At 31.2% G+C, this 18,561-nt stretch carries 14 protein-coding genes; 6 read left to right on the top strand and 8 right to left on the bottom strand.

Going from position 1 to position 18,561, the window contains the following annotated elements; translation table 11 throughout:
• Window positions 1–148: 148 nt before the first annotated feature.
• Window positions 149–967 (bottom strand): cyanophycinase, encoded by an 819-nt coding sequence (locus ACEW8E_RS11715; RefSeq protein ID WP_373480526.1) that lies wholly within the window; start codon window positions 965–967, stop codon window positions 149–151.
• A 338-nt stretch (window positions 968–1,305) separates the two neighbouring features.
• Here ACEW8E_RS11715 and trmD point away from each other — a divergent pair, with 338 nt between their 5' ends.
• Window positions 1,306–2,013, top strand: coding sequence for a tRNA (guanosine(37)-N1)-methyltransferase TrmD (gene trmD / locus ACEW8E_RS11710; RefSeq protein WP_373480525.1), 708 nt, complete (start codon window positions 1,306–1,308; stop codon window positions 2,011–2,013).
• Window positions 2,014–2,020: 7 nt separating this feature from the next.
• Here trmD and ACEW8E_RS11705 read toward each other — a convergent pair whose 3' ends face one another.
• Both ACEW8E_RS11705 and cobO read right to left on the bottom strand, forming a co-directional pair.
• Window positions 2,021–2,509: an N-acetyltransferase family protein gene (locus ACEW8E_RS11705; RefSeq protein ID WP_373480524.1), complete on the bottom strand. Its 489-nt coding sequence runs from the start codon at window positions 2,507–2,509 to the stop codon at window positions 2,021–2,023.
• A 22-nt stretch (window positions 2,510–2,531) separates the two neighbouring features.
• The gene (gene cobO, locus ACEW8E_RS11700; protein WP_373480523.1) at window positions 2,532–3,143 is read right to left on the bottom strand and encodes a cob(I)yrinic acid a,c-diamide adenosyltransferase; all 612 of its coding nucleotides are present in this window, start codon (window positions 3,141–3,143) and stop codon (window positions 2,532–2,534) included.
• Window positions 3,144–3,446: 303 nt separating this feature from the next.
• Between cobO and glnA the strand changes: the two genes are divergently transcribed.
• The gene (glnA, locus tag ACEW8E_RS11695) at window positions 3,447–4,868 is read left to right on the top strand and encodes a type I glutamate--ammonia ligase (protein ID WP_373480522.1); all 1,422 of its coding nucleotides are present in this window, start codon (window positions 3,447–3,449) and stop codon (window positions 4,866–4,868) included.
• A gap of 163 nt (window positions 4,869–5,031) precedes the next feature.
• On the opposite strand, the gene ACEW8E_RS11690 is transcribed toward glnA, so the two are convergent.
• A complete protein-coding gene (locus tag ACEW8E_RS11690) occupies window positions 5,032–5,838 on the bottom strand; it encodes a DUF3598 family protein (protein ID WP_373480521.1) in 807 nt (268 codons plus the stop codon).
• A gap of 106 nt (window positions 5,839–5,944) precedes the next feature.
• On the opposite strand from ACEW8E_RS11690, the gene ACEW8E_RS11685 reads away from it, so the two are divergent.
• The 3 genes from ACEW8E_RS11685 to ACEW8E_RS11675 all read left to right on the top strand — a co-directional run bounded on the left by ACEW8E_RS11685 (window position 5,945) and on the right by ACEW8E_RS11675 (window position 9,721).
• Window positions 5,945–6,679 (top strand): DUF1698 domain-containing protein, encoded by a 735-nt coding sequence (locus tag ACEW8E_RS11685; RefSeq protein WP_373480520.1) that lies wholly within the window; start codon window positions 5,945–5,947, stop codon window positions 6,677–6,679.
• 162 nt (window positions 6,680–6,841) lie between these two features.
• The gene (locus tag ACEW8E_RS11680; RefSeq protein ID WP_373480519.1) at window positions 6,842–7,711 is read left to right on the top strand and encodes a hypothetical protein; all 870 of its coding nucleotides are present in this window, start codon (window positions 6,842–6,844) and stop codon (window positions 7,709–7,711) included.
• 36 nt (window positions 7,712–7,747) lie between these two features.
• On the top strand, window positions 7,748–9,721 hold the full coding sequence (locus ACEW8E_RS11675; protein ID WP_373480518.1) for a hypothetical protein: 1,974 nt from the start codon (window positions 7,748–7,750) through the stop codon (window positions 9,719–9,721).
• Between the two features lie 28 nt (window positions 9,722–9,749).
• Here the strand turns inward: ACEW8E_RS11675 and ACEW8E_RS11670 are convergent, their stop codons facing one another.
• Window positions 9,750–13,676, bottom strand: a complete 3,927-nt coding sequence (locus ACEW8E_RS11670; protein ID WP_373480517.1) for a hypothetical protein — start codon at window positions 13,674–13,676, stop codon at window positions 9,750–9,752.
• A 329-nt stretch (window positions 13,677–14,005) separates the two neighbouring features.
• Here ACEW8E_RS11670 and ACEW8E_RS11665 point away from each other — a divergent pair, with 329 nt between their 5' ends.
• The gene (locus ACEW8E_RS11665; protein WP_373480516.1) at window positions 14,006–15,172 is read left to right on the top strand and encodes a glycosyltransferase; all 1,167 of its coding nucleotides are present in this window, start codon (window positions 14,006–14,008) and stop codon (window positions 15,170–15,172) included.
• Between the two features lie 5 nt (window positions 15,173–15,177).
• On the opposite strand, the gene ACEW8E_RS11660 is transcribed toward ACEW8E_RS11665, so the two are convergent.
• From ACEW8E_RS11660 to ACEW8E_RS11650, 3 genes are all read right to left on the bottom strand, one after another.
• Window positions 15,178–16,095 carry an NAD(+) kinase gene (locus ACEW8E_RS11660; protein ID WP_373480515.1) on the bottom strand — a complete coding sequence of 306 codons (918 nt, stop codon included), beginning with the start codon at window positions 16,093–16,095 and terminating at the stop codon, window positions 15,178–15,180.
• A gap of 427 nt (window positions 16,096–16,522) precedes the next feature.
• Complete coding sequence (locus tag ACEW8E_RS11655; protein ID WP_373480514.1) at window positions 16,523–17,722, bottom strand: DUF4336 domain-containing protein; 1,200 nt, start codon at window positions 17,720–17,722, stop codon at window positions 16,523–16,525.
• 79 nt (window positions 17,723–17,801) lie between these two features.
• Window positions 17,802–18,359 carry an FKBP-type peptidyl-prolyl cis-trans isomerase gene (locus ACEW8E_RS11650; protein WP_373480513.1) on the bottom strand — a complete coding sequence of 186 codons (558 nt, stop codon included), beginning with the start codon at window positions 18,357–18,359 and terminating at the stop codon, window positions 17,802–17,804.
• Window positions 18,360–18,561 lie beyond the last annotated feature (202 nt).

Below are 18,561 nucleotides of genomic sequence, written 5' to 3'. Positions count from 1 at the left end.
TGTTAGACGGTACAAAAGTAATAGATAGAGGCATTTTTAGTGTCTCGTTTTTAATCTTAATTTAACTGTTCAAGATGAACATTCTTTGATCTTTATCATCATTAACGCTTTTGATGATTATGCTTTTATAGAATACTCTATTTGTCACTTATTCTACTTTTCCTGCTATGGGTTGATGAGTCTTCCGATTGTAGCGATCGCCATGACCAAGAATATGAAGTCTTAAGTTATGTAAAGCTAAGGGATCTTGTGCTTCAACTTTTCCCTGATTTGTATAACTCATGGCTTGTCCATCAACAATAGTCACTGTACCTTTACCGATTACTTCTATATACTCATCTCGTTGGAATACTGCGCAAGTATCTTCATCAATACCAATACCTAATCTTTCAGGATGGTTAGATAAAGCACTTAATAATCTTGCCATGCGGTTACGATTATGAAAATGTTGATCAACGATCACTTCAGGTAAAATACCTAATCCCATAGCCATATCCACTAAAGCACGATTAGGAGATTCGCCACTACTACCACCTGCGATCATGTGATGTCCCATCACCGCCGCACCAGCACTCGTGCCACCTAAAGATATTTCCCCTAATTTCACTCGTTGACGAATTCTCTCCATTAGAGGTGTATCTGCTAATAAACCACATAAACGTAGTTGATCTCCCCCTGTCATGAAAATACCCGTACATTTTTCCACAAATTCTTGAAAACCTTGATCTTCTCCTTGACTACGATCTCTTACATCTAGTACTTTTAATTCTTTAGCCCCCATTTCTCCAAAAATACTTACATAGCGATCGCCAATAATAGTCGGTTCTCTTGAAGCGGAGGGAACTATACCAATAATAGCATCTGTACCTCCAGCACAATGCCAAAAACTATGCAAAATTTCTTTGCCATGGACTTTATCTTCTGCCCCTCCTATAACTAGGACTGAACTTCTTTGATGTTGCTTCATGTTTTTTTAATTAATTCCCTGCTTAGACTAATTTTAAATATATTTTAATATTCCTCAGATACAAAAAAGCCTGTTAACTTATCTATTTTTTACATAAAATAATACAGTTTTGGCAATTTGCTTCCTGTGATTCAGGTTATCATAATCATAGTCACTCAACACACAACCATTAAGACTGTTTATAAAATAAAGGGTAATGAATGACAAAATCAGATAATGAAATTAAGAAGTGAATTAACTATCAACAGTTGATTACGATAAATAAACGACTATGGATTATAATCAATAAACACAGAGCGATACTGTAACATTTTTAACCATTACAGTCAAGAATTACCGTGCAGATTGATGTTATTACTCTTTTTCCTAGCTTTTTTCAATCTCCCTTAGAATGTAGTTTATTAGGGAAAGCATTAGCCAAAGGTATTGCTAAGGTTAACTTAATCAACCCTAGAGACTTTACCACCGATAAACATCATCAAGTGGATGATATACCCTATGGCGGTGGCGTAGGTATGGTATTAAAACCTGAACCGATTTTTGCGGCGGTAGAATCATTACCTATTTTAGAACCAAGAGAAGTTATTTTATTGACACCTCAAGGAGAAACATTAAATCAAGATTTATTCAAAGATTTTGCCCATAATTATCAGCAATTAGTCTTGATTTGCGGACATTACGAGGGTATAGATGAAAGAGTACAAAATTTAGTTACTAGGGAAGTATCTTTAGGTGATTTTGTTTTAACCTGCGGTGAAATTCCGGCTTTAACCCTTATTAACGGCGTAGTAAGATTGTTACCCGGTACTGTTGGGAAGGTTGAATCCCTTTATGCTGATAGTTTTGAAGATGGTTTATTAGATTATCCTCATTATACTCGCCCCCCCATTTTTCGAGAGTGGGAAGTTCCTCCTGTATTACGTTCAGGTAATCATCAAAAAATTGCTCAATGGCGTTATCACCAACAACTACAAGCCACTGAAAAAAAACGCCCTGATTTGATGGAGAAATATAATGAAAAAAAGGAGATAGGAGATAGGAGATAGGCGTAATTCATAATTCTTCAAAGATAGGAGGATTTTTAATTATTACTCTACAAGTACGCCAATCAGGAAGAACTTTTGCCCCCATTTTTTCATAAAAATCAATAGCAGATTTATTCCAGTCTAAAACACTCCATTCAACTCTGCCAAAGTTTCTTTTTTTTGCTAAATCTATCAAGAAATTTAATAAAGTTTTGCCGATACCTTGACGACGATATTCAGGTAAAACAAATAAATCTTCTAAGTAAATTCCGGGTTTCGTTAAAAAAGTGGAATAATTAGTAAAAAATAAAGCAAAACCTACCGATTTATGATCTAATTCTGCAATAATTGCTTCCGCATAAACAGGATTACCGAATAAATGTTTTTCTAAATTTTCGATATTTCCGATTACTTCATGGGACAATTTTTCATAATCAGCTAAAGCCTTAATTAAGCTAAATAAAGTTTCTATGTCTTTTAAGGTAGCTAAACGAATATTAAGATTATTTTTATCCATAAATGTCAATATTTAATAAATGTTAAAATTCTATTCCTGCTTGTGCCTTAATTCCTTGCTCTTTAAAAGGATGTTTGATTAACTTCATTTCTGTAACTAAATCTGCCATTTCAATTAACTCAGGTTTTGCTCCTCTGCCTGTTAAAATTACATGACTATCATTAGATTTTTGTGCTAAGGTTTCTAACACTTCATTTAAGTTTAAATAATCTAATTTTAAAGCAATATTAATCTCATCTAATAACACTAATTTATAATCAGGATTAAGGATAAAATCTTTTGCTTTTTCCCATGCTTTATTTGCCATTAAAATATCTTTTTCTCTGTCTTGAGTTTCCCAAGTAAAACCTTCTCCCATAGCATAAAATTCTAATTGATGAGACCATTTTTCTAATATTCCTTTTTCTGCTGGTTGCCATGCACCTTTAATAAATTGTACGATGGCTACTTTGTAACCGTGACCTAACGAACGAATTACCATACCTAAAGCTGCGGTGGTTTTACCCTTACCGTTGCCAGTATGCACGACTATTAAGCCTTTTTCGTCTTTCATATTAGCTAAACGTTGGTCTTGAATTTCCTTACGGCGTTGCATTTTTTGCTTATATTCGCTGTCAGTTAATTGAATATTCATGTATTTTAGATACTGTTGTTTTATCTTATTATTTTAACGATATAAATAAAACCTGAGTTAACTATAAAATTTCGATGGTATGAAGGGCAAAGAGTATTAAGTTTTAAAATACACAAAAAAGTAGATAATATTACTAAATGATTTGTGGACAATCTTCCCTTTAATTCTCCTCCAGTTTGGAAGTTAGGAGAGGGAAATTTTTACATTTTTTGATTGACTAATCACCTGAAACCTGAAACCTTCCTAAATCGAACTGAGATAAATAAAATAGAATAAACAGATAAACTCAAAATAATAATCATAATGTCTAAAACTCCTAAAGAAGTCTTAAAAATGATTAAGGATCATAATATCAAAATTATTGACTTGAAATTTATCGATATGCCGGGTACTTGGCAACATTGTTCTTTCTATTATGATCAAATAGACGAGAATTGTTTTACCGAAGGAGTAGCTTTTGATGGTTCGAGTATTCGTGGTTGGAAAGCCATCAATGACTCTGATATGTCTATGGTAGCTGATCCTAACACGGCATGGATCGATCCTTTTTATAGCGAACCAACTTTAAGTATGATTTGTCGTATTAAAGAACCTCGTACGGGAGAATGGTATTCCAGAGATCCTCGTAGTATTGCGGCTAAAGCGTTAGAATATTTAGCTTCTACGGGTATTGGTGATACGGCTTATTTTGGACCTGAAGCGGAATTTTTCATTTTTGATGATGTGAGATTTGATCAAACGGAAAATAAAGGTTATTATTACGTTGATAGTATTGAAGGACGTTGGAATTCTGGACGAGTGGAAGAAGGCGGTAATTTAGGTTATAAACCGGGTTATAAACAAGGATATTTTCCTGTAGCTCCAACTGATACAATGCAAGATATTCGTACAGAAATGCTTTTAACTATGGCTTCGTGCGGTGTACCTATTGAAAAACATCATCATGAAGTAGCTACGGGAGGACAAAATGAGTTAGGCATTAAGTTTGCTACTTTGGTGGAGGCAGCTGACTATTTAATGACTTATAAGTATGTGGTGAAAAATGTTGCCAAAAAATATGGTAAAACCGCTACTTTTATGCCTAAGCCTTTATTTAATGATAACGGTTCAGGAATGCACACTCATCAATCTATTTGGCATAACGGCGTACCTTTATTTGCTGGTGACAAATATGCTGGTTTAAGTACAATGGCTTTACACTACATTGGTGGTATTATCAAACACGCTCCTGCCCTTTTGGCTTTAACTAATCCTACTACTAATTCTTATAAGCGTTTAGTTCCAGGGTTTGAAGCTCCTGTAAACTTAGCATATTCTCAAGGTAATCGATCTGCTTCTATTCGTATTCCTTTATCGGGGGATAATCCGAAAGCCAAGCGTTTAGAATTTCGTTGCCCTGATGCTACAAGTAACCCTTATTTAGCTTTTGCTGCCATGTTATGTGCAGGAATTGATGGTATTAAGAATGAAATCGATCCGGGTGAACCTTTAGACGTGGATATTTATGATCTTTCTCCTGAAGAATTGAGCAAAATTCCTTCTACTCCTCCCTCATTAGAAGCGGCTTTAGAAGCCTTAGAAAAAGATCATGATTTCTTAACCGATTGTGGTGTCTTTACTACGGATTTTATCGAAAATTGGATCGAGTATAAGCTAGGCAATGAAGTTAATCCCATGCGTCTTCGCCCTCATCCTTATGAGTTTTCTTTATACTATGATGCCTAATTAGGGTTTGCTATTAGGAATAAAAAAGCTATAGGAATCAAAGGTTTAGACAGAATATAACAGAGAAAATCCCTGCTTCCTCCCTATTTTTCTGAGAAGCTAATACCTGATGCCTGAAACCTGATACCTGCCCTCATTACTCATACTTTTTCATCACACCTAATTAGAGATTAATTTTCGTTTCTGTAACTAGAGTAACGTTAATCCAAACCCCTTTATCATCATATTGTCGAATTAAACGTAATCTTTTGTAAGGTTCGACTAACCATGAACATTCAAGGAAAAAAGATTGTCTATTTTCTATTTTTAATGGTGTGGTAGAAGATGCACCATCGGGTAATAATATTAGTCTATTTCCTGAAAAAGTAATGGTATTATGGTCAATTTTTCCCTCAGAAGTAAAGTTTAATTCGGGGGTTTTTAAGGTTTGAATTAAATTATCTCCTTCTATTTTTATGGTTAAATTAGTGTTATAATTTCTTGGTTCTCGCCAATCAGGATACAAGGTTATAGCTTCTCCTTGCCACTGTCCTTCTAATTGTTGTACGGTAAGTGGCGATCGCTCTACACCAGAACCATTAGCCCGAAATTCACGAATTAAGGTAACTTGTTCTAAATTACTTTCTTTGTTAAATAACTGTACCATGCGTAAACGTCGGTCATCCACAAAAAAGCCAAATTCTGCTCCAAACACAGAAAAAGGGCTAAACTGTTGAGAGCCTTTAGCAAAATGTCCTTCTTCAAAGAGGAAAATATTACGATTGAGATAGGTTAATTCATTAACATGAGGAGGCTCGTTACTATCAAGACGATTAACAGTTAATTTAATGGTTTTATTGTCGTTTAAACCTTCTAAATTGACCAATGTGGGAGTATTTTTGATTAAAGTACCATGGGAAGAAAATTGTGTAAATGATCCCTGCCAAACCCCGACATTTTTGAGTAATCGTAGCCACTGAGAAGAAGACATAAAAATTAACAATTAAGAATTAATATAACAGTATATCTATCTATGGGATAATTAAGTATTAATTTTTTATTAATCTTTCTATTTATTAACAATTAGACCTAAAATTATGATTAATTTAAGTGAATTAAGTTCCGAAGATTTAGCACAAGAAGTTGCAAAAGTCAAGTATTGGCATCATTATTTTAATTTTGGTTCAGATGTCATTACAAAACAAGGAAAAGAGGGAAAATTTTGTAATAAATTTCAACGGTGGATTTTAGGAGGTATTCCTGAAGATTTAACTAATAAGAGTGTTTTAGACGTTGGTGCATGGGATGGATTTTATTCATTTTCAGCAGAAAAAAGAGGAGCAAAAAGAGTTTTAGCCACAGATTCTTTTATCTGGCAACAACAGGAATTATACGGTTTAGATCATAATTTTTGGCGTGATTTTGGTGCAGGAAAACAAGGTTTTGAATTAGCAAGAAAAATTTTAAATTCTCAAGTTGAAGACTATAATATTGATGTTTTAGACTTAAATTCTGATGAAATTGGTACTTTTGATGTGGTGTTTTTTTTAGGAGTTTTATATCATATGAAATATCCTTTATATGCCTTAGAAAAAGTAAGAAGTGTCACAAAAGAATTGCTAGTTTTAGAAACTCATATTAGTTTATTTTTTAGTCTATTTCCACAACCTTTAATGCGGTTTTATCCTAGTAATGAATTAAGCAAAGATGTTACAAACTGGACAGGCCCAAATATTGCTTTAGTCAAATCATGGTTGTTAACGGCAGGTTTCAAAAAAGCTGAATTGGTAAAATGGCGTAAAGATAGAGCAATTTTTCACGCATGGGTGTAAATAGTAACACTATAAGTTATAGATTGTATGGAGACAATTAATGTTTTCTTTTAATTTTTGTTAGACTACTTGCATAAAATGATCCTTTGACACTGATAAATAGATAGTAATATCAATTTTGAGGTGTATTTTTTTGTCAGGAAACTTATTAAAGCTAAAAACATGGATATTCAAGAATTTAAAATATTATTAAAACTGTTAGATAAAACAGATTATCGAGGAAAAATTGGAGAGATAAAACCTAATGATAAAACGAAAGTTAGTGTTGTTAGAAATTTATGTGAGCAATTATTTAATCGTGGTTATATTGACGTTGAAGAAAAGATTTTACAAATAAAAATTAATAGTAATGGTAAAAAACTTTTAAAAAATAAAGCCTTTTTAGATAAACAGAATAACTTAGAATTAATTATTTTAAACTCTTGTCTTAAAACCAGTATCAAACCTAGTGATATTAAGTTAAATCCTGCTTCTAAACGAGATCAATTAATTGCTGATTTAGTAAAAAAAGAATTAATCGAAATTAAAGAAAAACAAATTATTTTTATAAGTTTAACAAGTAATGGAAAATTATTTTTAGCTCAAGAGTTTTTATGTAAAGGTTTAGGTAATATTAATTTGTCAAAAAAGTTATTAAACAATTATTTGACTTTTATTAGACATTGTTATACTAATAAAAATATCCTATTATTTAAAAGTGATAAATTTTTAGAAAGCCCTGATATTATCATATCTGAATCAGAAGAAATTAAAGAGAAAAATAAGCCATCAATAGAGGAAGTTTTAGAAACTATTATACAATTAGATTTAGAGTTTAATACTGATAATTATTTACCTATATTTTATGTAAGAAATAAATATCAATCAATTTTAAATAGGCAAGAATTAGATACTATTTTATATAGTTTACAAAAACAAAATAAGTTATCTATGAGTCGTTTAGTTGATGGCTCACAATATAACTCAGAAGAGTATAATGCTGGTATTCCTCAAAAAATAGGAGGACCAATATTTTATTTAATTGTCAAATAATCACCCTAATATTTATTAATTAATCGATATAAAATTATGTCAACTTTAGAAACATTTTTCAGAGATTTACTAGAAAAAAAAGAAGTTATTATTAATCCTTTTGATGATATAACTTTTGGAAACTTTTGGTATGAAAAACCAGTAACAGAAGATGTAAACTCTATTCATCAAGATGCTATTATTCAAACAGAAAAACAACTAAAATTACTTAAAAAAGATGTTTTACATTTAACTAAAACTTTATTATTAATTGGTGACGCTGGATGTGGTAAAAGTAATTTATTAGGGCGTTTAAAAAAGCAATTAAATGATGAGGCTTTTTTTGTTTATATTCAACCAATTGAAGATTATAATTATTTTTGGCGACATACTTTACAATATACCATCGCCAGTTTAATGCAAATTCCTGAAGGAGAAACCAACTCTCAATTAAGATTATGGTTAAAAGGTTTACCAGTATTTGAAAATCAGAATTTATGGCAGAAAATATTAGGAGAAAAAAAGGCATTTATTAGCCATTTAAAGAAAAGTTATCCTGCTGGTATTTTTGAGAATAAAAAGTTTTTTGGTATTTTATATGAGTTAGCTACAGATAATTATGATTTAGCTTGTGAGTGGTTAGCTGGGGAAGATTTAGACGAAGAAGATTTAGGTATTTTAGGAGTTAATAAATCCATTGATAGTGAAAAATTTGCTAGGGGAATTTTAAATAATTTTGGCAGAATCGCTGATGCTACTAAACCTATTATCCTTTGTTTTGATCAAATTGAAAGGGCTTTTTCTAGTGTTTTTAACTTTAACACCACTTTTCATAATGAGCGTTTAGTCAATTTTTTGATTATTATTAGTGCAGTAAGAGACAATTGGCAAACTTTCAAAAAAACGATGATTCAATCTGAATTAGCAAGGATTAATCAGACAATTACTTTGGAAGATATTACTATAGAAGAAGGTGAAAAATTATGGATAAATAGACTTAAACCTCTTCACCTTCAATGTAATTTAAAACTAGATTCAGACATTGCACCTCTTCATAAACAAATATTAATCGATAATGCACCGGGCGATCGCATAAATCTTCGAGAGGCTTTAAATTTAGGAGGAGGAGAATTTCAAAAATATATAGAAAATCTTAGTAAAAAAAAAGTTGATACAACAGAAAAAGATAGAGACAAAGTAAAACCTATTAAACCTAAATTTTTAGATATATGGAAGAAAACATTTACAGAAAATCAGGAAAGAATTAAAAGTTTAATTCAATTTAGTGATGAAGAATATATCGAAATGCTTAAATATTGTTTGAGTTGTTTAAGTGTTGAAAACATCAATTCTAAATTTTTATCAGGAGTAACTAATACTAAAAGTTTTACCTATGAATGTCCAAATTTAAAAGAAAAAATAGGAATTATTTGGAGTAATAATAGAAATGGAAAATCTTTTTGCACTTTAATGGAAGTGTCAGAATTTGCCATTAAGAATAATCTTTGTAAAAAATTGATTTTTATTAGAAGTGCAGGAGTGGGTAAAAAAGGTACAAAAGCCTTTGATTTATATAATGATTTGTTTAAACCTCTATCTGATAAATATAAACATTATAAACCAACAATTGAAGATTTACAGTACTTAAAAACTTATCATAAATTGGCTAAAGATGCTTTAGCTGGAGAATTAATTATAGAGTTTAAAACTGTTACTTTACCTAAATTAAATCAATTAATGAGAGATTATCAAATATTGAATAATTGTAATTTATTTGTGAATTTTAAAATAGTCAAATTTGCTCCAGATTTAGGTATTTTAAAACAAACTATTGTTAGTATTATCAAAGATAAGTCTATTATGAAAATTCAAGATTTATATTTAGAAGTTAACAATATTTTGACTAACTATTTTATCCCTAAATATTATTGTAACTCCGCTATTTATAGTTTGTGTAAAACGACATCATTTATTAAAATAAAAAATCCTAAAGATGCCCCTGATAATTATATATTAGAGTATAAAATATAATCATTAAACAAAAAATCATCACTTAAAATTAATTAGATATTTTTTGACGACATTCTTCCGCCTGTGGAAGATATCCGCCTTTTTCATAATATTTAACTGCCGTTTCAAAGTCATTCATTTTGATACATACTAAAGCGGCTTTTTCCCACTTTTCGAGATATTGCCAAAGTTGCGCCGCTTCTTCCCATTTTTCTTGATATTCACAAATAGTAGCTAATTTTTCCCAATTGGCAGTTTTTCGCCAACATTCTTCTGCTTTCTCCCAATCTTGACATTTTTCATAACAAATAGCGGCTTTGTCAATTTCATTATTTAATAACCATGCTTTACCAGCATCTTCCCATTTTTCTTGATATTCACAAACCATCGCTAATTTTTCCCATTTCCATAATTTTCGCCAACATTCCTCCGCATTACTCCATTTTTCTGCTTTTTCATAACAAATAGCAGCTTTTTCTGTTTGATTAACTCTTAAATAAGAAGATGCAGCTAACTCCCATGCTTGTAGTTGTTCACACACATGAGAAAATTTTTCCCAATTCTGGGATTTTTCCCAATATTTAGCAGCTTTTTCCCAATCTTGACAGTTTTCATAACAAAGAGCTGCTTTTTCTAATTGATTTGCCTGTAACCAATCATAAGCCGCTTTTTGCCATGTTCCCTGTTGTTTACAAGCATTCTCCACTTTTTCCCAGTTTTTTAACTTTTGCCAACAATCTTCAGCTAATCGCCAATGTTTTCCTTCTTCATAACATAAGGCTGCTTTCTCAATGTCACCGTAATTATGCCAACAATTACCAGCTTTTTCCCATAGTGTTAATTTTTCCCATATTTGAGCGGCTTCTTGCCATTTTTCTTGTTTTTCTAAGGTTTTAGCGAGAAAATCACTTTTTTGTAACTCACGCCAACATTTTTCGGCTAAATGCCAACATTCTCCTTCTTCATAACAAAAAGCGGCTTTTTCTGTTTCACCAATTTTTTCCCAAGCTAATCCAGCCTTATGCCATTCTCCTAAATTTTCCCAACTTTCAGCGGCTTCTTGCCATTTTCCTTGTTTTTCACAAGCTAAGATAATCCTAGCCCAATTTTTCGCCTCTAGCCAACATTTTTCAGCTTTTTCCCACTCTTGACATTGTTCGTAACACAAGGCTTCTAATTCATTGGGATTGGTTTTACTCCATGCGCAAGCAGCAGATTGCCATTTATTTTGTTGTTGTAATGAAATAGCGACAAAACCCCAATAACCCAACTCTAACCATAATTTTTCTGCCTGATGCCATTGATTTGCTTTTTGATAACATAAAGCAGCCTTCTCAATTTCAGCTATTTTTAGCCATGTTTGAGCCGCTAAATCCCAATTTTCCTCAGATTCATAAGATAACGCCAATTCTTGCCAATTACCTAACTCTTCCCAGCATTTTTGTGCAGAAGCCCATTTTTCTGCTTTTTGCCAACACAAAGCTGCTTTTTCCACATCTCCTTGTTTTTGCCAACAATTACCAGCTTTTTCCCACTGTTGCGACTCTTCCCAAATTAAAGCCACTTTATCCCATTTTTCTAATTTTGTCCACATTTTAATAGCGGCAGAAATTTGTTGATGTTGGCGATAATATTTATCTGCTAATTCATAATATTTATCTCTTTGTAAAACTAAGTTTTTTTCTCCACATTCATCTCCAGCTAACTCCCATTGATTATCTCTTTCTAAACATCTTAATTTACCTTCAAAATCTTTAGCTTTTTCATAACAAAATTTAGCTAATTTATAATCATTTTCCCTTTCAAAATAAAGTCCTTTTTTTTGCCATTCTTCAGAATCTATTACTGCCCATTTTGCTAACCAAAGTTTTTTATCTACTTCATTCCAACAATTAATTGCTTCATCAAAAATACCTAATTTATTCCAAATATCTCCTGCTTTACCCCAATTTCCTTGCTCTTCTTCTAATAAAGCCTCAACTTTGGCCGCACCAATTATGTTATCATAACGATGATATATTTGACTAGCTATTTGATAAGATTTATCGCTACCTTTGTGAAGATAATTTTCCGTAATTAATGAGATTTCTGCTTCTAAATATTTATTCTCAAATAATGATTCTAATTCCGTTTCATATCCCCACTCAATTAAATTACTTATATTAGGTAAACTCCAAATTTCATCAATATTTTGATCATAAAAAAATAACTTTTTCTTCGCTAAATTAGTACAGGAATAAAGGTAATTATACTTTAGTTTATCAGAAGATTCATCATCAAGAGAATTATGTTCTTTTAACATAGAAATTTTTGTAAACATTTTCCAGATTAAAACTTCTTCAAATTCTAAATCATTAATATTATCAAAATGTAAAATTCTTTCGCTATCTTCAGGAAACATTGCTGTCAATTTATTTCTTTCTTCTTCATCAAAAACTACTATGGCACTATTAATACTAATATTAGATTTTGATGGTAAAAAATTTGTGCTAATATCTGCAATAACTAAAATTTTATATTGGGATTTTATCCAAGAATAATGATGAATATTTTTCCCTGACAAATTAGCAACAATAACGCCCAAATTAGTGATATTATCAGTATAATTAAAATTATAATTTAATTCTGTCTGTTCGATTAATTCTCTAATAATTCTCCATGCTGGTAATTTATGATAAGATTCAACTAAAATCTTCTTAACTCTATTCCAAGTAATATTATTTTGATTAAAACTGATTTGATTATTTCCGACTAAAAATATTTGAGGAAGATAATTTTCTTCTTGATTAATTTTTAATAATTTAAGAGAAAATTGTATTTGTAATTCTGTAAATTTATCAATTCCATCAATATAAATAGACTCATATTCTCCTTGATAATTATCAGGTAACTTATTTAAAAGATACCGAGTTAAATCTAAATCATCCCAGTAATTTTGTAGTTTTAGCCATTCTTGATACTGAGTTGCTAAATTATAAATTGATTCAAAATCAGTATTTTTAGGTAAAAAACTTTGATTTTTTATAGCTAAATATTCTGGTAAAGAGATTAATCCACTATTACTTTTAATTGCTTTTATTGAGCCTTTAATAATATATCTAATTTCTTGCCATAAATCTTCAGCTTTTACTATAAATATTTTTTTGATTTTGAAAAATTGCTCAGTAAATTTATGTAAAGTTATTTGTCTTTGTGCTAAAAATTTTTGCGTGAAGATAAGAGGATATTTTTCAATAATAGTTTGAATTAATAACAAATAGTGATAAAAATTAATATTATCATGTAAAGTTATACTATTACTAATTTTTTTAGCATCTTTTGCTAAGAATTTATTTTCCGCAAGATAGAGTATTTTTTCTTGACAATTTTCCCTTAAGATATTACCTTTTTTTATAGCTGAATAAATAGCAGTTTTAGTTTTTCCCGTGCCATAGTTACCAATTATAAATTTTGGTAAAAGATTTTCATCATTAATTATTTTATATTGTTGATTAGATAATAATATAGAATTATTCAAAGAATCTTCTAAAGGAAAATAACACCAAAAATCATCATCATTTAAACTTAAATCTTGTGGTTTAAATAGATATTCATTACTAAATAAACTATTAATTTCTATTAGGTTAATTTCTTTAACAATATTTATATTTTCAAAAATAAATTTTTGATTATTCTCCATTTTTAAATGATAATCTTTAATATCTTTTGAATTAACTAAATCTATTATTTTGATAATTAATTCTTGTCTTTCTGATTTTAATAAAACTGTTAATATTTTTAAGTCTTCGCTATCGGTAAAATTTATAATTATTACTGAATCATGTTTATATATCGTAGAAATTTTTTCCTGAGATTCTGAGGATAGAATTATTGAATAAAGATTATTAAGAAAATTATTTTGACATAAAGAAGATAAAGAATTTAATTTTACCCAAACACGGTTAGAAAAACTTATTATGGAATCTGTAGAGTTCATAATTTGGTAAAAGTATATTTTTAAAATATCAAAGAGGATTATCTTTCTAGTATAAATTAAGTAACGACAAGGTTAACAGAAAAAAAGTATTTTTTACAAAATCTCTAAAACATCTCCTATTTTCAGAGTACTAATTTTGATGATTTCAGATATGATCAAAGTACCATACATTAGATAAATAGTTTATCAGCTTTTATTGATTATTTTTCTCCTCCATAGTAATCTTTTCCTTAATTAATGATAAAATTTCTTTAAATTATATTCCTGATAATTTACTATTTTATTCTCTTAACTATCAATAATAATATAATACAATTAAACCTTCTTTTATGGCTAATAAAACCAAAATATCTGTCATCATTCCCGATTTATCATCTCAAGGTAACACTAGAGGTTACATTGTCGCTCAAGGTTTACAAAAACTGGGTTATCAGGTAAATATTTTCGGTTTTTTGTATGGAGAACAGATATACCCTGAACCTCCTTATTCATTACCTATTACTTACTTTCACGGTGTGAATTTACCTAGTTTTATAACAACAGCTTTAAATTTTATGACAGAAATTGATGGAGATATATTATATATAATTAAACCTCAATTAAGTAGTTTTGCTATGGGATTAGTTAAAGCATGGCGCAGTAAAAAACCAATAATTTTAGATATTGATGATTGGGAAATGGCAAATTTTGGCGGAGATAATTGGCAATATCAAGGAAATTTAATTAGCGATATTTTTAGTAACCATAGTGAGTTAAAAAAACCGCAAAATCCTTTATATATTAAATGGTTAGAAAAACTCATAGATAAAGTAAACGGTATCACCCTTAGCAGTAAATTTTTAGAATATCGTTATGGTGGAACTTATCTTCCTAATGTCAAAGATACAGATTTATTTAATCCTAGTAATTTTGATCCTATCGCTATTAGGGCAAAATACGACTTATCAGATTATAAACTATTAATGTTTACGGGTACACCAAAACCAGATCAAGGATTAGAAGATATACTTACCGCCTTAGATACTTTAAATCAACAAGACATAAAATTGGTATTAGTAGGAGGAAATCAAAATCAATCTGCTTATATTCATACTTTAACGGATAAATGGGGACGTTGGATCATCAAAATTCCACCTCAAGCCTTCGATGATATGCCAGAATTTATCGCTATGAGTCATATTATTATGGTAACACCGAGAGACGATTTAACTAATATTGCTAAATTTCCTTTAGAATTAATTGAAGGAATGGCTATGGCAAAACCGATTATTGCGACAAAAGTAGGCGAAATTCCTCGTATTATAGAAGATACAGGGTATTTAATTCCTCCCTCCTCTCCTGAAGCTATTTCTCAACAAATTAATCTTATTTTCGCTGATTATCTTCAAGCCGAAAGTAAAGGTAATTTAGCAAGGGAACATTGTTTGCGCAATTATAGCATGGAAAATCTTACCACAACTTTAACACAAGTACTCAACTTAATTGTTGTCAAATAAATTTTTTAAGGTAATTCTACCGATGTTGGTTTAGCTATATGAGGTAAACCCCAACCTAGTTTTTCTCTGAGAATACGGAAAAATTCAGGAGATTGTAAACGAATAAACTTAACATCATAAGGCGATCGCACAATACGAACTTGATCATCCGGTAGTATATAACAACCAGCATTACCATCAACTACCATTACCATTTGATTAGGAGTAGCGGGGAAAATGGTTACAAGTTCTTTATCAGAGAATACTAAAGCACGAGAAGCCAGAGAATGGGGGCAAATGGGGGCAAGTTGAAATACTGGTACGTCAGGGGTTACAACAGGCCCTCCAGCACTTAAAGAATAAGCAGTTGAGCCTGTAGGAGTGGAAATAATAACCCCATCTGCCGCAATATCGACGGGGGAATGTCTGCCAATGGCAATTTCAAAATGACACATACTTGTTAGTGGCTCTCTATGAACTACAACTTCATTCAAGCATAGAGCTTCCCATAAAGCAATATCTTCACGAATAACCGTAACTTTCATCATCGAGCGTGTTTCTATTTCGTATTTGCTCCTCAAAACTTGCTCTAATGCCGTAGAAAGTTGATTTAGGTAAATTTCGGTCAAAAATCCTAAGTGTCCTGTATTAACCGTTAAAAGAGGGATATTGTGAGGTGCAACTTGTCGAGAAGCGGATAAAACTGTACCATCACCCCCTAAGACGATGGCAAAACTCATGTCTTTATCAAATCCGGGGGGTGCAATTTGTTCGATAGGACTATGACACACAGGGCGATGAGGATAAGAGTATCCTAAAATACCAGCATAACCAGTAGCTAAATAAACTTGATAACCTTGACTTTCTAATTGCTTTTGTAAGTCTTCTGCCACTTGACAAGCAATAGGTTTTATATCGTTGTAAATTACGCCGATTTTGGGCATCAATAATTCTTCCTAGTTATAATGGGTATTATCTTTTGAGTAAAGTTACTACTTCTAGTGTAATCCTCACTTTTTTACTCAATGGACAAAAGTTTTCCTTGTTTTGTAACAATTGGAATGAGATTGAGTTACTAGTAATAGTTTATCAGAACTTGTCCAATTTGAATAGTTGATCAGTAATAAAAATTAATAAAAAATATGACTTTATTACTTCTGTTTGTGATAAATTATTCTTTTAAAAAGTATCAGGTGTCAAGTATCAGGTGTCAAGTATCAGGTATTAGGGAAAATATAAATTTAGAACCAATTTAATTGTTAATTCTTATAATCGTTATAGTGCCAACTTGATAATGTTTCTTTTATCTGAATTTGTCATAACCACTGTAGAAAAGCCTAAAATATCAAGATGCTATAAGAAGAAAGTAATTTATAATTTTTTGGGTGGTTTTGCTATTTTTAATTTAATTAAAATTGCTTCTAATTGTTTGATAAACTTACTATCTTTTTGATAAATTTGATCATTCCCACTAGGATATAAATTATAGGGAGAAAAAGGGTTGTTTTCTAAGAAAGAAAATGCTTGACGAAATTGTGTTGGTGTCGCTTTTATCGGTGAGGAAAAATGAGCGGGGATAATCTGATTAAAATCCCATGTAGAAATTATGATTGCCCAATTAATTACTTCTTTTGGCGCTTGAGGTAAAATTAATGTTTCAAGTATCGGTGCAACTAATGGTATTTCTCGATTAGCGATAGCTTGAAAAGATGTTTGCCAATTTTTTTGCCAACGAAAAGGATATAAGCCAAAATAGTTACTAAAAGAGCGATTAGGTGCGTTAATAGCTTCTTGAATTAACTGTTTAATGGTAGTTATTTCAATCATGCTAGGGCGAAAATAAAGAGCAAATAAACAAATTCTTTGCCAACCCTTGAGACGATTTTCCGCAGTATTTTCCAGATTATCTAAAGCTGTTTCTCTACCATGAAAAAGCAAAGGAAAGGGATTTAACTGTAAAATTTCGGGGGGATGTTGGGGAATTTTCACCACCGCATCGGTAACTAATAAAGTTTTAGTTTCTTTATGTAATAAAGCGACTTCTACAAACGAACCTTTAGTTAAATCGATGTCTAAAATGTGATATTGAAACTCATCAGCAAAAGGAGATTCACGATAATCTAAAGGTAAAAATTTTGTGCGTTGAGAAGGAAAACCAAGCCATGTTAAAGGTAAATTAAGAGGAAAACTCCATTGACTAGGCGCACTCCAGACTTCGGCAGTGGGGAAAAAATGAGCAAAAGGGCCAACAAAAATTTTATGCTCTAACCCTGAGCTGGTAGAGTGAATAATATACTTAACTTTTCCGTGACAATTTTCTAATTCTCGTACTAGATTAACGCATTCTTTCGTAGGTGCTACAGGACAATAGACTAATAAGCCTCCCTTGGCTAATTTAATGATAGTCATGCGAATAGGCACAACAGCATATAATAAACCATGAGGTTGATCAAAAGTCCAAACAGTATCTTTAATTACTTCTTGTCTTAAAGTGGGGCGTTGTTGATAAGGATAAAGAGGTAGTAAAAACCAATAATCCCAATTTTGCTCTTTCTTTTTGTTTGCATTCATAGGATAAATTTGCCTATAAATCCCCAATTATGGGGACTTTTTTTCTCAAAACTTCAGGGAAGAAGGCGATATTTTCAGATTATTGAATTCCTAACAATTCCACGTCAAAAATTAAAGTAGCGTTAGGAGGAATTGCACCACCTGCACCCCTAGCACCATAACCTAAATCTGGTGGAATGATCAAAGTAGTTTTAGAACCTACACTCATACTAGCTACTCCTTCATCCCATCCTTTTATAACTTGCCCTACACCAATAGTAAAGGTAAAAGGTTGATTGCGATCAAGTGAACTATCAAATTTTTTGCCTCTTTTAAAGCCTTCTTCTGCTAAGTAACCTGTGTAATGTACTGTTACTTTTTGTCCTCTTTGGGGATTAACTCCATCTCCTGCTACGGTTTCAATAGACTTTAAGCCTGTAGAAGAAGTTTGTGCGGTTGATAAATCTATATCCATTTTTCCTTTCGGTTTAAGTTGACTAGCGTCTGCGATTAAAGACACATTTTGAGTTAGTGTAACATTGTTTGTACCTATTTCTTCCGCTATGGCTTCTGGTTTATTGTTATTAAAAATAAGGGAAATTATTAAAAATACTCCACAAACCATAACAATTCCCATGCTAAATATAATCGGTTTCATGTTCAATTTATTATGAGGGTCAATTATTAATTGTCTATCACAACTTCTCCTTTGTCTATTACAAACCTGAATTAGACACAAAATTTTCAATAAAGATAGGAGATAGGGAGATAGGAAGGAAATAGGGAGATAGGGAGATAGGAAGGAAATAGGGAGATAGGGAGATAGGAAGGAAATAGGGAGATAGGGAGATAGGAAGGAA

Source organism: Geminocystis sp. (genome assembly GCF_041753295.1).
In the GTDB taxonomy this organism is placed as follows: domain Bacteria; phylum Cyanobacteriota; class Cyanobacteriia; order Cyanobacteriales; family Cyanobacteriaceae; genus Geminocystis.
The sequence above is the reverse complement of the archived record's forward strand: the minus strand, read 5'-3'. Positions and strand labels throughout refer to the sequence as shown.

Excerpts from the sequence above, each read along its gene's own strand:
- ACEW8E_RS11715 (WP_373480526.1), bottom strand. The coding sequence starts at position 967 with ATGAAGCAACATCAAAGAAGTTCAGTCCTAGTTATAGGAGGGGCAGAA.
- ACEW8E_RS11705 (WP_373480524.1), bottom strand. The coding sequence starts at position 2,509 with ATGGATAAAAATAATCTTAATATTCGTTTAGCTACCTTAAAAGACATA.
- cobO (WP_373480523.1), bottom strand. The coding sequence starts at position 3,143 with ATGAATATTCAATTAACTGACAGCGAATATAAGCAAAAAATGCAACGC.
- glnA (WP_373480522.1), top strand. The coding sequence starts at position 3,447 with ATGTCTAAAACTCCTAAAGAAGTCTTAAAAATGATTAAGGATCATAAT.
- ACEW8E_RS11690 (WP_373480521.1), bottom strand. The coding sequence starts at position 5,838 with ATGTCTTCTTCTCAGTGGCTACGATTACTCAAAAATGTCGGGGTTTGG.
- ACEW8E_RS11685 (WP_373480520.1), top strand. The coding sequence starts at position 5,945 with ATGATTAATTTAAGTGAATTAAGTTCCGAAGATTTAGCACAAGAAGTT.
- ACEW8E_RS11680 (WP_373480519.1), top strand. The coding sequence starts at position 6,842 with ATGGATATTCAAGAATTTAAAATATTATTAAAACTGTTAGATAAAACA.
- ACEW8E_RS11675 (WP_373480518.1), top strand. The coding sequence starts at position 7,748 with ATGTCAACTTTAGAAACATTTTTCAGAGATTTACTAGAAAAAAAAGAA.
- ACEW8E_RS11670 (WP_373480517.1), bottom strand. The coding sequence starts at position 13,676 with ATGAACTCTACAGATTCCATAATAAGTTTTTCTAACCGTGTTTGGGTA.
- ACEW8E_RS11665 (WP_373480516.1), top strand. The coding sequence starts at position 14,006 with ATGGCTAATAAAACCAAAATATCTGTCATCATTCCCGATTTATCATCT.
- ACEW8E_RS11660 (WP_373480515.1), bottom strand. The coding sequence starts at position 16,095 with ATGCCCAAAATCGGCGTAATTTACAACGATATAAAACCTATTGCTTGT.
- ACEW8E_RS11655 (WP_373480514.1), bottom strand. The coding sequence starts at position 17,722 with ATGAATGCAAACAAAAAGAAAGAGCAAAATTGGGATTATTGGTTTTTA.
- ACEW8E_RS11650 (WP_373480513.1), bottom strand. The coding sequence starts at position 18,359 with ATGAAACCGATTATATTTAGCATGGGAATTGTTATGGTTTGTGGAGTA.